General features: G+C 60.7%; 11 protein-coding genes. 7 read left to right on the forward strand and 4 right to left on the reverse strand.

Annotated features, from left to right (window positions below; genetic code table 11):
* Positions 1 to 15: 15 nt before the first annotated feature.
* The 5 genes from ACXAH0_RS15585 (at position 16) to ACXAH0_RS15605 (ending at position 7,027) form a co-directional block, all read left to right on the forward strand.
* The gene (locus tag ACXAH0_RS15585; RefSeq protein ID WP_475179109.1) at positions 16 to 921 is read left to right on the forward strand and encodes an alpha/beta fold hydrolase; all 906 of its coding nucleotides are present in this window, start codon (positions 16 to 18) and stop codon (positions 919 to 921) included.
* A gap of 253 nt (positions 922 to 1,174) precedes the next feature.
* Positions 1,175 to 4,342, forward strand: a complete 3,168-nt coding sequence (locus tag ACXAH0_RS15590) for a putative bifunctional diguanylate cyclase/phosphodiesterase (protein ID WP_475192621.1) — start codon at positions 1,175 to 1,177, stop codon at positions 4,340 to 4,342.
* A 95-nt stretch (positions 4,343 to 4,437) separates the two neighbouring features.
* Positions 4,438 to 5,343, forward strand: a complete 906-nt coding sequence (locus ACXAH0_RS15595; protein WP_475192624.1) for a patatin-like phospholipase family protein — start codon at positions 4,438 to 4,440, stop codon at positions 5,341 to 5,343.
* A 115-nt stretch (positions 5,344 to 5,458) separates the two neighbouring features.
* Entirely contained in the window at positions 5,459 to 5,797 is a 339-nt protein-coding gene (locus ACXAH0_RS15600) for a hypothetical protein (protein ID WP_475179120.1), read from the forward strand.
* A 387-nt stretch (positions 5,798 to 6,184) separates the two neighbouring features.
* Positions 6,185 to 7,027 carry an MBL fold metallo-hydrolase gene (locus ACXAH0_RS15605; protein ID WP_475179123.1) on the forward strand — a complete coding sequence of 281 codons (843 nt, stop codon included), beginning with the start codon at positions 6,185 to 6,187 and terminating at the stop codon, positions 7,025 to 7,027.
* Positions 7,028 to 7,088: 61 nt separating this feature from the next.
* On the opposite strand, the gene rsmD is transcribed toward ACXAH0_RS15605, so the two are convergent.
* A complete protein-coding gene (gene rsmD, locus ACXAH0_RS15610) occupies positions 7,089 to 7,643 on the reverse strand; it encodes a 16S rRNA (guanine(966)-N(2))-methyltransferase RsmD (protein ID WP_475179125.1) in 555 nt (184 codons plus the stop codon).
* Positions 7,640 to 8,908, reverse strand: a complete 1,269-nt coding sequence (locus tag ACXAH0_RS15615; protein WP_475179128.1) for a pseudouridine synthase — start codon at positions 8,906 to 8,908, stop codon at positions 7,640 to 7,642. Before ACXAH0_RS15615 ends, rsmD begins: the two co-directional genes overlap by 4 nt.
* A 278-nt stretch (positions 8,909 to 9,186) precedes the next feature.
* On the opposite strand from ACXAH0_RS15615, the gene ACXAH0_RS15620 reads away from it, so the two are divergent.
* Positions 9,187 to 9,615, forward strand: a complete 429-nt coding sequence (locus ACXAH0_RS15620; protein WP_475192627.1) for a nucleoside deaminase — start codon at positions 9,187 to 9,189, stop codon at positions 9,613 to 9,615.
* 146 nt (positions 9,616 to 9,761) lie between these two features.
* Positions 9,762 to 10,946: a porin gene (locus ACXAH0_RS15625; RefSeq protein WP_475179135.1), complete on the forward strand. Its 1,185-nt coding sequence runs from the start codon at positions 9,762 to 9,764 to the stop codon at positions 10,944 to 10,946.
* A 61-nt stretch (positions 10,947 to 11,007) separates the two neighbouring features.
* On the opposite strand, the gene ACXAH0_RS15630 is transcribed toward ACXAH0_RS15625, so the two are convergent.
* The gene (locus ACXAH0_RS15630) at positions 11,008 to 11,817 is read right to left on the reverse strand and encodes an alpha/beta hydrolase (RefSeq protein WP_475179139.1); all 810 of its coding nucleotides are present in this window, start codon (positions 11,815 to 11,817) and stop codon (positions 11,008 to 11,010) included.
* A gap of 40 nt (positions 11,818 to 11,857) precedes the next feature.
* On the reverse strand, positions 11,858 to 13,825 hold the full coding sequence (gene mutL / locus ACXAH0_RS15635) for a DNA mismatch repair endonuclease MutL (protein WP_475179143.1): 1,968 nt from the start codon (positions 13,823 to 13,825) through the stop codon (positions 11,858 to 11,860).
* Positions 13,826 to 14,133: the final 308 nt, after the last annotated feature.

Genomic DNA, 14,133 nt, shown 5'->3' on the forward strand with positions numbered 1-14,133 from the left:
GGTCAGGGGAACGGGTTGAGGACAGATCTTCCGGATCTTTTTCCGGACTTCGACACCAGACGGGTCCAGGCCAACGGGATTGGCCTGTTCTGCAGGATAGGCGGCTCCGGACCGCCTTTGCTGCTGTTGCATGGCTATCCCCAGTCCCATGTGATCTGGCACAGGATGGCCCCGGAGTTAGCCCGGCATTTCACGCTGGTCTTACCTGACCTGCCCGGATACGGCAGCTCCGACGTCCCGCCTGTCTCCGCCAGCCACGAGGCCTATTCCAAGCGCAGTATGGCAGCCGCCATGCGTGAATTGATGCGTGTTCTGGGGTTCGAGCATTTCTATCTTGCAGGTCATGACCGGGGTGGCCGTGTCGGCTACAGGCTCGCGCTCGACCATCCGGAAGCCCTGCTCAAACTGGCCGTGCTCGATATTCTGCCGACAGCGGACTATTGGGATCAGCTGGACCGCGCCTTCGGGCTTAAGGTCTATCACTGGACCTTTCTGGCCCAGCCGTTTCCCTTTCCGGAAAAAATGATCGGCGCCGCGCCGGTCCGCTATCTGGAACACACCCTGGCCAGCTGGACCGCCGCAAAGACACTCGACTGTTTTGACCAAACCGCTCTCGCCCACACCCGCAGCTGGTTCTGCGATCCGGACCGGATTTCCGCCTGCTGCGAAGACTACCGCGCCGGTGCCACGTGCGACTACGAGCATGATGACGCAGACCGGCAGGCGGGACGGACCCTCAAGCCGCCCATGCTGGCGCTGTGGGGCGACAAGGGCATCGCAACCAGTGTGGCCAATCCCCTTGAGATGTGGCGGGCCTGGTGCCCGCATGTGACCGGTCAGGCGGTGCCCGCCGGACACTTTCTGCCGGAAGAAGCCCCAAAAGAAACGTGTAACGCCTTGTTGCAGTTCTTTTCTCAATAAGCAAAGCAGTAGCTTGCAATCGGGCTGTCCGGCAGGATTTCTTGCGCTCTACTGGCTCGAAAACACTGTCTTTCCGGAAATGCCCTACCGGTCTCTTAATGCAATTTAACAACTGCATTCAAAACAATTTAACTATTCAGGTTTATTGAGAAAATTGGCAGTTATGGTTTTGAAAATAAACACTCGCGCAGCCATGTGATGAAGGTGTCCATTTCCATCCCTGCCGTCCAGATCGCAGCTGCGGCTGCCGGGGGTGACAGTGCAAGGTCTTGGAAGTCAAAATCCGGGGACACGGACGCATCTGCGTGGGCAAGAGCCCGGTGGACGCGGCGAAGAAGGTCTGCTTGACCGGATTGTCCGGAAGCTGTGCCCCGATGATCAGAATTTCGAAAAACCGCTCAGGCTCGTGTTCCTGTCTTTTCTGGCGCTCGTTGTCTGTGTCCTGACCGTTCAAAACATCGTGTCCGAATACCGGAACCTGCAGGCCCCGCAAGATGCGATTGCGCGGAGCGCTGAACGGCTTCTGGAAAAACAGCGGGCCTTCGGCGCCAGAATGCTGGACAGCATCGTTCAGGAAGCCACAGGGACCCCCGCATTTGAAAACGCGCTACGGCACCAGGACACGGCCAGGCTCAAACACATTGCCGACGCGCTGGTGGCTTCCCGTTCCTCGATCCCTGATCTTACGGGCCTTGCCGTGTTCGGCCCCAATGAGGATCTGCTCTATCCGGTCGCAGACGCGGGCGCAGCAGCCCCCGCCTCAGGGCTCTACCGGTTGACGGACGGGATCGAGATTGCCCCGGACAACCGGTTCGCCGTTGGTGTCTACCGGCAGGTGGTGTCTGACGGCGAGCTCCTCGGCTATCTCAAACTGACCGTGGATATCGAGCATTCCCTGTCGCTTGCAAGCGCGGCGGTTGACGCTCAGATCATCAAGATCTGTGACGTGTCTTCCAAGGCAACGGAAGACGCAGCCACTGAGCCTTTCAAGGTCCTCGGCAGTCTGGCGCCAGCGGGGACAGGTCTGGACGCATTTTCCATCGGCACCCAGGATCTGAGAGACTTGCAGCCGTTCTACCTGCAGAACGACAGAATTTTTATGGCGCGGGACTTGCCGGTCGGTGCCAGTGTGGCCGACACGGACTTCAAGCTGCTTCTGGTCAAGGACGTGACCGGCAATGTCTGGTCTTTCATTCGCGGCATTCTTGTGTCGATCCTCGCCGGCTCCGGTCTGTCCCTCATTGCCTGGGCCGTCATCCAGCGCCTGCTGGTCCGCCTGCAAATGTCCGTTCAAACAAAACGGTCCCGGCTGGAAGCCGAGGTACGCAGCTATACAAAACGCCTGGAAGCCAACAATGCCCGGCTTCTGGAGGCCCAGAGGATCGCGGCGGTGGGCAGCTGGGAACGGGATCTGGAAACCGACGAAGTCAGTGGCACTGAAGAGTTCTTCCGGATCATGCGCATATCGCGGGACGTTCCCTCAAAACAGATCCTTGAACGGGTGTTCATGCAGATCCCGGAAAATGAACGCCAGGCCACCCGCTTGCTCGTTGAGCGCGCGATCAACACCTGCGGCGGTTTTGATTTCGAACATTCCCTGATTCAGGAGAACGGATCGTTCCGGACCATGCATGTGCGCGGCCGGATCGTTGCGGCAGCAGATGGCACCCCCAAAAAGGTCCTGGGGACCATTCACGACATAACCGAGCGCACGGAGGCTGAACGCCAGACCAATCTTTTGGCCAAGATCCTGGAATCTTCGCTCAACGAAATCTACATTCTCGACGCCAAAACCTTCCGGTTCGAACACGCCAACAAATGCGCGCTCGACAATCTGGGCTATGGCATCGATGCCCTGAAAGCCCTGCATCTTTGGGACATCAACCCGATCTACACCAAAGATACGATCCTGCGTCAGGTCCGGCCCTTGCAAAACGGCGAGCTGGAAGGGCTTTCGGCCGAATGCCTCCACAAACGCAAGGATGGCAGCGAATATCCTGTCGATCTGCGGGTCCAGCTGCTGAAGGAGCGGGACCAGGAGCTGGTCGTCCTGATCGCCAACGACGTGAGCGAACGGGTCCAGCGGGAAACAGAGACCCGGGAAGCGCGGGTCAGGGCCGAACGCCTTGCCTATTTTGATCCGCTGACGAAACTGTCCAACCGTGCGGGCTGCCAGCGGGACGCCAAGAGCCTGTTTGACCGGGACGGCAAACCCGCATTCCTTGTCCATGTGGACATGGACAATTTCAAACGGGTCAACGATACGCTCGGCCATGTGGCCGGAGACTACTGCCTGGAAGAGACCGGCCGCCGCTTGCGTGAAGTCTCAAGGGGCCTCGGCACACCATACCGCTGGGGCGGGGACGAATTCGTCATCATTGCGGAAAACGACCAGTCCGATCCGAATGAACTGTTCGAACGGGCCCGGCGCCTGATGCGCGCGCCCATGGAATTCAACGGCAACCGGTTCTGGCCGACAGTCAGCATGGGGGTTGCCCTGTGCCCGCAAGACGGCACCACGTTCGACGATCTTCTCAGCAATGCGGATCTGGCGCTGTACCAGTCCAAGGAAAACGGCAAGGACCGATTCACTTTCTTCACCCCCAGCATGAAGACCGAAAGCGAGGCTGAGGCCCGGATCGAGCTGGAGCTGCAGGATGCGGTCAAGAAAAACCAGTTTTTCATGGTTTTCCAGCCCCAGGTGAACCTGCGGTCCCAGGCGATCACAGGGGTCGAAGCCCTGGTCCGCTGGAACCATCCGACCCAGGGCACCATGGCTCCGGGGCAGTTTCTGCATGTGTTGGAAAAGTCAAATCTGGCCCCTGCCTTTGGGAGACTCGTTATCGACAACGCCCTTGCCGCCGCAAGGCATTGGCTCGACCGGGGGCTGGACTTCGGCCGGATCTCCATCAATGTCTCCCAGTCCCACCTTGCATCAGGCATGCTGGTCGACCATTTCAAGGCGGCGATGGCAAAACACCGCGTCGACCCGGAGCGGATTACGGCAGAAGTGCTGGAATCAGTCTTCCTGAACGACAACCGGTCGGGCCACCTTGCGGCTCTGCGTGAACTCGTTGACATGGGCATTCACATCGAGCTTGATGATTTCGGCACCGGCTATGCGTCTTTGACCCATGTGGCCGGCCTGCCGATTACCGGGCTGAAGATCGACCGGTCCTTCACCACCCAGATGATCGAGGACTCCCGCAAGGAAGCCGTGGTCAACCAGCTGGTCCACCTGGCCCGCTCGCTCGATATTTCCGTTGTCTGCGAGGGTGTGGAAACGGAAGCCCAATATGCCCGCCTGCGCATGATGGGCGACTTCTCCATCCAGGGCTTCCTGGTCGCCGAACCGATGACGCTGAAGCAGATGACCACCTGGATGACCGCAACGTCCGGCGATCTTTACTACGTAATCTGATTTCGAAGCGGCGGACCCTGGCCCCCTGCCCTTGGAAAGCGCGGGACCGGTTCCCATGTGAAAGAGGCTTGATCTTCCAACCGGGACCCCGCCCCATGGCTTCTGCCTCCCCTTCCCCGTCCGCAGCTTCGCCGTCCTCTCACGCGTCTTTGGCGCCTGCCTCAAAAGCGCCCAGGATCGGCCTTGCCCTTGGCAGCGGCGGCGCCCGCGGTCTTGCTCATATTCCCGTTCTGGAGGCCCTGGACGATCTGGGCCTGACCCCGGTCCAGATTGCCGGCTCCTCAATCGGGGCCATTCTGGGGGCCGCCTATGCAAGCGGTCTGAGTGGTCAGGACATCCGCCAGATCGTGCTGGACACGTTTTCTGACCGCAACACGGTTCTGGCGAAAGTCTGGCAATTACGCCCCCGGCGCTTTGCGGACATGTTCCGTTCCGGCCCCGTGCAGTTTGACCCGCAGCGAGTGCTGGAAGTTTTTGTCGCAGAGCATCTGCCTGAGACCTTCGAGGACCTGAAGATCCCGCTCCGGCTGCTGTCGACCGATTTTTACGGATGTGAGGAAGTGGATTTCGAAACCGGCCCGCTGTTGCCTGCAGTGGCTGCATCCGTTGCGATTCCCGCTCTTTTCCATCCGGTCAAGCACAATGGAAGGTATCTGATCGATGGCGGCGTTGTTAATCCACTGCCTTTTGAAGGCATGCGTGCAGCATGTGACATTGTGATCGCTGTCGATGTGGTCGGCGCCCCCGTACCGCGCCCGGACAAGGACGAAATCAACATGCTGGACAGCATGTTCGGCTCCGCCCAGATCCTGATGCAAACGATCACAAACCAAAAACTCCGGATAGAACAACCAGATATCCTGGTCCGCCCCCCTCATGACAATATCCGCGTTCTCGATTTCATGAAGGCCGACCGCATTCTGGAACAGGCGGAAGCTCTGCGCAGCTCCACAAAAGACCAGCTGACAAAATTGATAAAAGAGTCAATCAAAGTTACTTGATTGCCACATGAGTATTTTTCACAATATAAGGTTTATTTATTAAAATACGAGCATAAATTAATAAATAATTCAACAGAACAAGAGACCCTGATCTTAAATTACTAGGGGCTAGACAATGCAAAATTCGGGATCTACAGATCTGGATACCTGCCCGGTTCCGGAAAACATGCTCAAGAGGCTTCTGGGCGCCACTTTGACAGCCGTCAAGGATGTGGCTGCCACCTTGCCGGATGAGCAACGCGCATCGCTTGCGGTCTATTGCTACCGGCGGGCCCATTTCCGGGATCTCGGCCTGTCCCTTGCGGCCCAGTGCAGCCGCTCCGCTCTGATGATGGAAGCCGGCCATGCCGGAGAGCTCATCTATGTGCAGGCAACCGCTCAAACGTCAAAAAATGCCGACACGGGCCTGCGCTCGCGAGGGGGAAAGCCTCCCGTCAGTCTTCACGTGGTCTGAAAATCCCTTCAGGGGCGGGTACTTCCTCCCACCTGCTCCCACCTATGGCAACCGCCTGCGCACCCAAGACAGCAGGCCGGTTGCCTTTTTCTTTTGCACCGCCGCATAGCTGCCCCGGCCCTTTCTCCCAGGCAGACACATTCCAATTTTCCCGGAAAACTGCGGTCTACCTTGCCTGATGCAATCCGACCGCTACCTTTTCCCTTTGAAGCAAACCGCGCTTCATCGGAAGTCCCGCTTTCTGCCTGAGATCAAAGATTTCAACGCAAACGGAAAAACAGATAGACTGTGACGAAACGCGGCGCGCTCAATGGCGAAGCAGGTTCGGGGACCGGCAGGATGGCGTTTGGAGGTTTTGATCGTTGCTTGGTCCGGATTCGGACCATCATGCCGCGCAGCCCGTTTGAGGCAGCTGGCAAGGTGCGAAGATTTGTCTGTGCAGGGCTGCTGGCGCTGGCTGTCCTGTTTATGGCCCAGCCGGCCTCGGCCATTTGCCAGGTCGTCGCCCAGGCCCCGCTTGCGCCGCTTGAAACCGGCGAGCTGCGGGTCTGGCAGGCGGAGCTGCAAACCGGTCAGGTGCAGATCCGCTATATCGGCCATTCCACCTTCGAGCTGGAAACGCCTGCGGGTGTGCGGATTGCCACCGATTATAACGATGTCTACCGCCCCTTTCTGCCGCCAACCGTTGCCACCATGAACGGCGCCCACTCGACCCACTATTCCCTGTCGCCGGATCCAAGCATCGAACATCTCCTTTACGGCTGGAACCCGAAGGGCGGCCCGATGGATCACGACCTCACAGTGGAAGATGTCCGTATCCGCAACATTCAGACCAATATCCGCGGCTGGGACGGCGAGACCCGGCGCCTTGGCAATTCGATCTTCATCTTCGAGGTCGCGGATCTGTGCATTGCCCATCTGGGCCATCTGCATCATCGGCTAACCCAGGAAGATCTGACCCGGCTGGGGCAGATTGATGTGGTTTTTGCCGCAATCGACAATTCCTCAACCCTGCGCCTCGACAGCCTGATGGATGTGCTGCAGAATATTGGCCCGGCCATGGTGATCCCTATGCATTTCCATTTTGCCGGAGCGCTGGAAGCCTTTACGGCGCGGGCGGGCGAAGCCGGATATGAAATTGTGCGGGCGCCAACGGCAAAAGTGATCGTCAGCCGGGAAAGCCTTCCAGCCGTCAAGACCGTCTACATCATGATGCCTGGCGGCGCCTGACCGGACCGTCCTGTCAGAGACATTGCTTCATGCCCAACCTCAAAGGCCAGGGATCCGGACCTTAGGAAGCCTTCAAAAACACCACCTGGCTGTCCCCGGCCCGGCGCCGGTCGAGTTCGTCAAAGCCTGCGGGCGGCTCGATCTGGGCAGAGGCGCGTTCTTCCAGAACGCAGACCGCGCCCGGCATCAGCCAGCCGCCGTCGCGCGCAGAAGCCAGAGCCCGTTCGCCCAGAGCCTTGTCATAGGGCGGATCGGCAAACACCAGGCCGAAAGGCTCGATGGTGCCGGTCTCGCCAAGACGGGTCGCATCCCGGCGGAAGATCTTGGCTGCCCCGTTAAGCCCCAGGGTTTCCATGTTGCGGCGGATCACCCCGCGCGCTTCCGCGCCTTCTTCAATGAAGGTGCAGTGGCGCGCGCCCCGGCTGAGCGCTTCAAAACCAAGCGCGCCGGTTCCGGCAAACAAGTCCAGAACCCGCACGCCGTCGATCTCCACGTCCAGCCCGTGAGCAAGAATATTGAAAATCGTCTCCCGCAGCCGGTCACTGGTGGGCCGGGTTGTCTGGGATTTTGGCGTGGCCAGGGCTGTGCCCTTGAAGCGTCCGGCAACAATCCTCAAGAGCGGTCTCCACCGCGCGGTCCACCCCTGCCGCCGCGCGGCGGGCCGCCCCTGTCCTGTTTGTCACGGCTGGTGCGCGATTCCTGCTGTTTGTCTTCGACCAGCCCCTCGTCGCTCCAGATCCGGCGGGCGGGCGCGCTGCGCTCCTCGGGAAAATCACGGCGCGGTTTGGGCTCGGATGTCATGCGGAAACGCGAGCGCGGCGAAACCTTTTCCTGCCGGGGCCCGGCATTGCTGCGCTTTGCCTGTTTTTTCGGCCCATCGCCGCTGCCTTTAGCCGCCTTGCGCCGATCGGTTTGCGACCGGCCTTCCCGGGCGCTCAACCATTTGCCCTGAGCGCCGTCGCCAGTGCCGGATTTGTGGGCGCCGCCGGGACCACGCCGTTTGTCACCTTGTTTCTTGGCCGCCTCCTGCTGGGGCTGATGCAGGATCGGGGCGTCGAAATCGGCTCCGGCCTGCTCAATCAGTCCGTCGCCCAGCTGGTCCCGCAGAACCCGCCCGCGGATTTCCCGCACATCGCCTTCCGGAAGGTCCATCAGCTGAAAGGGACCATAGGACAGGCGGATTAGCCGGTTCACGGCCAGACCCAGATGTTCCAGAACCCGTTTGACTTCCCGGTTCTTGCCCTCGCGCAGCCCCACGGTCAGCCACACATTGCCGCCCTGCTCCTTGTCGAGCGTCGCCTCGATGGCGCCGTAGAGGATACCCTCAATGGCAATGCCGTCCTTGAGCGCATCCAGATCCGCCTGGGTCACCTTGCCGAAGGCGCGCACCCGGTAGCGGCGCAGCCAGCCGGTCGCCGGAAGCTCCAGCACCCGGGCAAGCCCGCCATCATTGGTCAGAAGCAGCAGGCCTTCCGTATTGATGTCCAGCCGCCCGACGGTCAGAACCCGGGGAAGATCCGCCGGCAGACGGTCGAACACGGTCGGCCGTCCTTCGGGATCCTTGTTGGTGGTCACCAGCCCCTTGGGCTTGTGATAGAGCCACAGCCGCGTGCGTTCGCGCATCGGCAGCGGCTCGCCGTCTACCACCACCCGGTCGGACATGGTCACGGTCACCGCAGGTGTGGTCAGTTTTTTGCCATTCAGTTCCACCCGTCCGGCCTCGATCCAGGTTTCGGCTTCCCGGCGCGAACACAGCCCGGCCCGGGCCATGACCTTGGCGATCCGTTCACCGTCCCCGGAGACCATCTGGACGCCGGCCGCAGCCGGTTTTGACCCCGACGGCTTGCGGCCGGGGAACTTGGTGTGCTTTTTCGGCGGCACGTCTGCCGCCCGCCCCTTGCCTATTGGCGGCCCTGGGCGTTTTTGAGAAGGTTTTCTTGTCGTCATGGGGGCGTCATAGCAGAGCTTGCGCGTTTCGGAAATCGGTTCCTGCCGTCAAATCTGCAAGGGAGCCCTTTTCCTGACGCATGGCCCATGCGAAACAGCGGCAGCACCGGAGATCTCAAAGAGTCCCGGCAGTTTTAAAGCAAGCTTGAAAAACACCTGATAGTCTTTAGCCCATGACCCAAACGAACCCAAAGGGGAAGCAGCCCTCCTTCATGCGCCTTGCCCTTGAAGAAGCCGAAGCGGCGGCGGCCCGGGGGGAAGTGCCAGTTGGCGCCGTTCTGGTGAAAGACGGACAAATTCTCGCCCGGGACGGCAACCGCACGCTGGAGCTGAATGACCCGACCGCCCATGCGGAAATTCTGGTAATCCGCAGCGCTTGCAGCCTTTTGGGCTCGCAGCGCCTGACCGGCTGCGACCTTTATGTCACTCTGGAGCCCTGCCCCATGTGCGCAGCGGCCATCTCCTTTGCGCGCATACGGCGGCTCTATTATGGGGCGGGAGACGAAAAGGGCGGCGGTGTGGAGCACGGCACCCGCTTTTACTCTCAAGACACATGCCACCACGTGCCGGACGTGTATTCCGGCATCAGCGAGACAGCCTCCGTAAAATTGCTTAAAAGCTTCTTTCTTTCAAAACGATAGCTCCAGTTTGCGTTGCAAAAGAGCAACAGCTCCGCCTCCAACTTCCGTTGCGACGTTTTTAGTGTCCAATGCTGTTAGCAAATCGTCACGAAGCGAACCCATAGTAAGATTAAGATCAATTTTCGCCTCGTCTTCGGAGTGACGTTATGACACGCTTTGCCCTTCTTGGATCCTTTGCGGCTCTTGCCGCCGCAGCATCTCCGGCGCTGGCCGCCGATCTGCCGGTGGCGCCGGAACCGGTTGATTATGTCCGGATCTGTGATGCGTATGGAAGCCGGTTTTACTACATCCCCGGTACGGAAACCTGCCTTCGGGTTCGTGGCCGCCTGCGCACAGAATTCCGCGTCCGCAATTTCGGAGAATCTGAAAATGCCTGGGGTGACCGGGACACGGATGGCTATCAGTGGCGCACGCGCGGCTATCTCTATCTGGATGCCCGCACGGCCACCGAGCTGGGCACCTTGCGCACCTATATCGAAATGTACATGCAGCAAACCAATGACAGCGGCGGCTTCTCGCTGGAGAAGGGCTACATTCAGTGGGGCGGTCTGCTGGCCGGGAAGGCGGAATCGAATTTCGATTTCTTCACCGGCTATTCGATGGACGCGCAGATCGAATCCTATTCTGATCAGAAAACCAATCAGATCGCCTACACTTATGCGTTTGGCAGCGGCTTCAACGCAACGCTTGCCCTGGAAGACCGCTCCGACCGGGAAACCAGTATCGGCCTGAACGGCAGCACGTTGGATTACGGCGGTACACGCATGCCGAATGTGGTCGGCGCCCTTGGCGTTTCCCAGGGCTGGGGCAAGGCCCAGATCATGGGCGCGCTGCATCAGGTCTACCCTGATGCGGTCTATAACCAAACGACCGGCGGATCCGAGGATACGCTCGGCTGGGCGCTTGGCGCCGGGGTGGAAGTCAAGTTTGGCGGCCTTGGAAAGGGCGGCAAAATTGCGCTTCAGGGTGTCTATACCGATGGCGCCAGCGGCTACGGGTCGACCGGCTGGAACAGCCGGATCACCGATGCCACCTGGGATGGCAACAGCACGGACACCACCAAAACCTGGAACATTTTCGGCGGCGTCAATCTGGGCCTGACCGATACGGTCGACGTCAATCTGGAAGGTGGCTATCACTCTGTGGATGCGGGCACCGATGCCTTCGACTTCACCCAGTGGAGCGTGACCGGCAACGCCATGTGGGAACCGGTCGACGGCTTCGAGATGGGCCCCGAACTGCAATACCGGGATCTGAACTTCGACAGATCTTCAGGGCTGGAGGACACTTACGAAGTTTACGGAACCTTCCGTCTCCAGCGCTCGTTCTAGGGGGCAGGCCCCGTCCTGACTTGTCCCGTCCCTGGCTTGTCCCGTCCTAGCTGGCCCATCCCTAGCTGGCATGGGCCTTTGCCCAGCTGGCTTTGACCGCCTCAAACAGCCCGTTGTCCCACAGGTCGCTATGGCCGCCCCCCTCAAGGATCAGCAGATCCTTGGGCTCCGGGGCAAGCTCATAGAGACGGTGCCCATGCGCGGGCGGAATGATCCGGTCCTCGGTTCCGTGAACGATCAGGAGCGGCGCCTTAAGGGCGCCAATGCGGTCCCGGGTCTTCATGGGATCTTTCATCAAAAGCTCGACCGGCAGCCACGGATATTGCTCAGCTGCAATGTCGACGAGAGCTGTATAGGGCGCTTCCAGCACCACAAGGCCCGCCCCAGGCCGGTCTGCGGCGACAGCAGCCGCCACCCCGGTGCCAAGGCTTTCCCCGTGAAGGATCACCGGCCCACCCACATCTGACAGCCGGTCGAAATGTTCCAGAGCATCTGCCAGAAGGGCTTGTTCAGACGGGCTGCCGCTGCTGCCCGGATAGCCCCGGTAGGTTGGCGCATAGAGGCCGTAGCCGCCTTCCAGGATTTTCTGGAATCGTTTCGAGCGGGCCGACAGCGATCTGGAATTGCCATGGAAATAGAGCACCGTCGGAGCGCCGTCAGTGGACGGTTCCGCCCGCCAGACCGGAATTTGCGTGCCATCGGCCATGACGGCCGTCTCGACGAAGACCGTGTCCAGACCCTTGTCTGCCGGTGTTTCCAATTCACCCGCCGGCACGAACACGAAGCTTCGCTGGTTGAAGTACATATATCCCGCCGCAGCACCATAGGCAGCGGCCAGGGCAACGAGGATCTTGACCAGACCGTTTCTCAAGCCCTGCTCCTCCCGCTTGTCCATTTGCCTTTAGCCGGGCCTATTTGCGCCCGAACAGCTTTTCGATATCGCTCAGCTTCAGTTCCACCCAGGTGGGCCGGCCGTGATTGCACTGGCCCGATTTCGGGGTGGCCTCCATATCGCGCAACAGCGCGTCCATTTCTTCCGGGCGCATGCGCCGGCCGGCTCTCACGGACCCATGGCAGGCCATGGTGGCCGCAACATGGTCGAGCTTTTCCTTCAAACCCTCCGCCGTGTCCCATTCGGCCAGCTCATCGGCGAGAGTGCGCACCATGCCTTCAATATCCATTTCTCCCAGAAGCGCCGGGGTTTCTCTGACAGCAATTGCGCCCGGCCCGAACGCTTCCAGCACAAGACCGGCCTTGGCCAGATCCCCCGCCCTCTCACACAGGCGCTGCACGTCTTCCTCCGGCATGTCGACGACCTCCGGGATCAAGAGCATCTGCCGGGCGACGTCTTTTTTGGCCAGCGCGTCTTTCAAACGCTCATAGACAAGACGCTCATGGGCGGCATGCTGATCGACAATCACCACCCCGTCACCGGTCTGGGCAATGATATAGGTCTCATGCACCTGGGCCCGAGCCGCACCAAGCGGCAGGCTGGTTTTCTCAACCTCCAGCGGGGCCTCATGGGCCCGGACGTCGGCTGAAGGCACGGAGAGATCGGCCAGATTGTCCTGAAAAGAGGATGCAGCGCGCGGTTCGGCAAACCCGCCGCCAACCCCAGCCACCGGGACCGCGCCCTCTGCCAAAGCCGCACGGCCTGCTCCACTGCCTGCCGGACCGGTTGCCGCAACGGGCCGGAACACGTCCTCCGACCATCGGGGGGCAGAGGTCTGCCCGCCATAGATGCTGGCCCTATGCCCCGCGCCTGCGCCTGCTCTTGGGGAAGCGGCGTAGTCCGGATATGAGCTGCCACCGGAGGCCGCCGGGCCGGAGGGCTGGGCCCTGAGGGCGTCCAGCGCCACTGCCGCATTGGAGGTGGAGGACCGGTGCCCCGCCTGAACAAGGGCATGCTTGATTGCCCCAACCAGAAGCCCGCGCACCAGCTGCGGATCGCGGAACCGCACATCCGCCTTGGCCGGATGCACATTCACATCCACCTGGGACGGATCAAGTTCAAGATAGAGCACGACCACCGGATGCCGGTCCCGCGCCAGCACATCCGCATAGGCACCGCGCAGGCCCGACAGAAGCAGCTTGTCTTTCACCGGCCGTCCGTTGACGAAGAAGAACTGATGCTGGGCATTGCCGCGATGATGGGTCGGCAGACCCGCAAACCCGCTCAGGCGCACCCCTTCGCGCAGCGCATCGATCTCCATGGCGTTGTCGACAAAATCCTGACCAAGGATCTGCGCAATCCGGGCAAGATGCGGCTCACTTCCGCGCGCAGGCGGCCAGTTCAAGGGCTGGCGGTCGGCGCCGGACAGGGAAAACCCCACCTGCGGATAGGCTAAAGCGATTCGTTTGACAATTTCCGTAATCGCAGCAGCCTCTGCCCGGTCGGATTTCAGGAATTTGAGCCGGGCCGGGGTGGCAAAAAAGAGATCGCGCACCTCCACCTGGGTGCCTTTGGCGCGCGCGGCGGGTGCCAAAGGCTGTTCTTTGCCCCCTTCAACGGCAATCGCCCAGGCGTGGTCTTCTTCTCCATGCCGGGTCTGTATGGTCAGCCGCGCCACGGAGCCGATGGAGGGCAGGGCTTCGCCCCGGAAGCCGAGCGTGCGGATATCGAACAGATCGTCGTCGGAAATCTTGGACGTGCAATGGCGCCGGACCGCGAGTTTCAGATCAGCCTGGCGCATGCCGGCTCCGTCATCTGAGACCCGCATCAGGGTCTTGCCCCCGGCGGCGGTGACAATCTCGATGGCCCCGGCCCCGGCATCGATCGCATTTTCAACCAGTTCCTTGATCACGCTGGCGGGGCGCTCAATGACCTCTCCCGCCGCGATCTGATTGATAATCTGTTCGCCAAGCTGCCTGACCTGCATGAAACATCCCTTAGTGCCCGCCTGTCCGGAGTATGCCCCATCCGGTGGCGCCTGTCCCTTTGCCCCTGCCGCGGCCCCAAATAAACCCGCGCGCTGACCAGAGGGCCCAACCGGAGCCAGAAACACCGGTCACAGCGCAGGCGCCGGGTCTTTTGCGCGCGCCGTCCAGTCTGCCCGGTTCCGTCTGTCCTTCAGTTCCTATATGGTCCGCGCCGGGTTTGTCCCGATTCTTTTAAGATGCCCCTGCAAAAGCCGGTTGATTACGTCGCAACGGGCTTTTGTGTGATCTGACAATGCGCACTGCGAGA

It is taken from the genome of Roseibium sp. AWQ4_290, from assembly GCF_056160985.1.

Bases quoted from the DNA above. Each gene is read 5' to 3' on its own strand.
- ACXAH0_RS15595 (WP_475192624.1), top strand. From the start codon at position 4,438: ATGGCTTCTGCCTCCCCTTCCCCGTCCGCAGCTTCGCCGTCCTCTCAC.
- ACXAH0_RS15600 (WP_475179120.1), top strand. From the start codon at position 5,459: ATGCAAAATTCGGGATCTACAGATCTGGATACCTGCCCGGTTCCGGAA.
- ACXAH0_RS15605 (WP_475179123.1), top strand. From the start codon at position 6,185: ATGCCGCGCAGCCCGTTTGAGGCAGCTGGCAAGGTGCGAAGATTTGTC.
- ACXAH0_RS15620 (WP_475192627.1), top strand. From the start codon at position 9,187: ATGCGCCTTGCCCTTGAAGAAGCCGAAGCGGCGGCGGCCCGGGGGGAA.
- ACXAH0_RS15625 (WP_475179135.1), top strand. From the start codon at position 9,762: ATGACACGCTTTGCCCTTCTTGGATCCTTTGCGGCTCTTGCCGCCGCA.
- mutL (WP_475179143.1), bottom strand. From the start codon at position 13,825: ATGCAGGTCAGGCAGCTTGGCGAACAGATTATCAATCAGATCGCGGCG.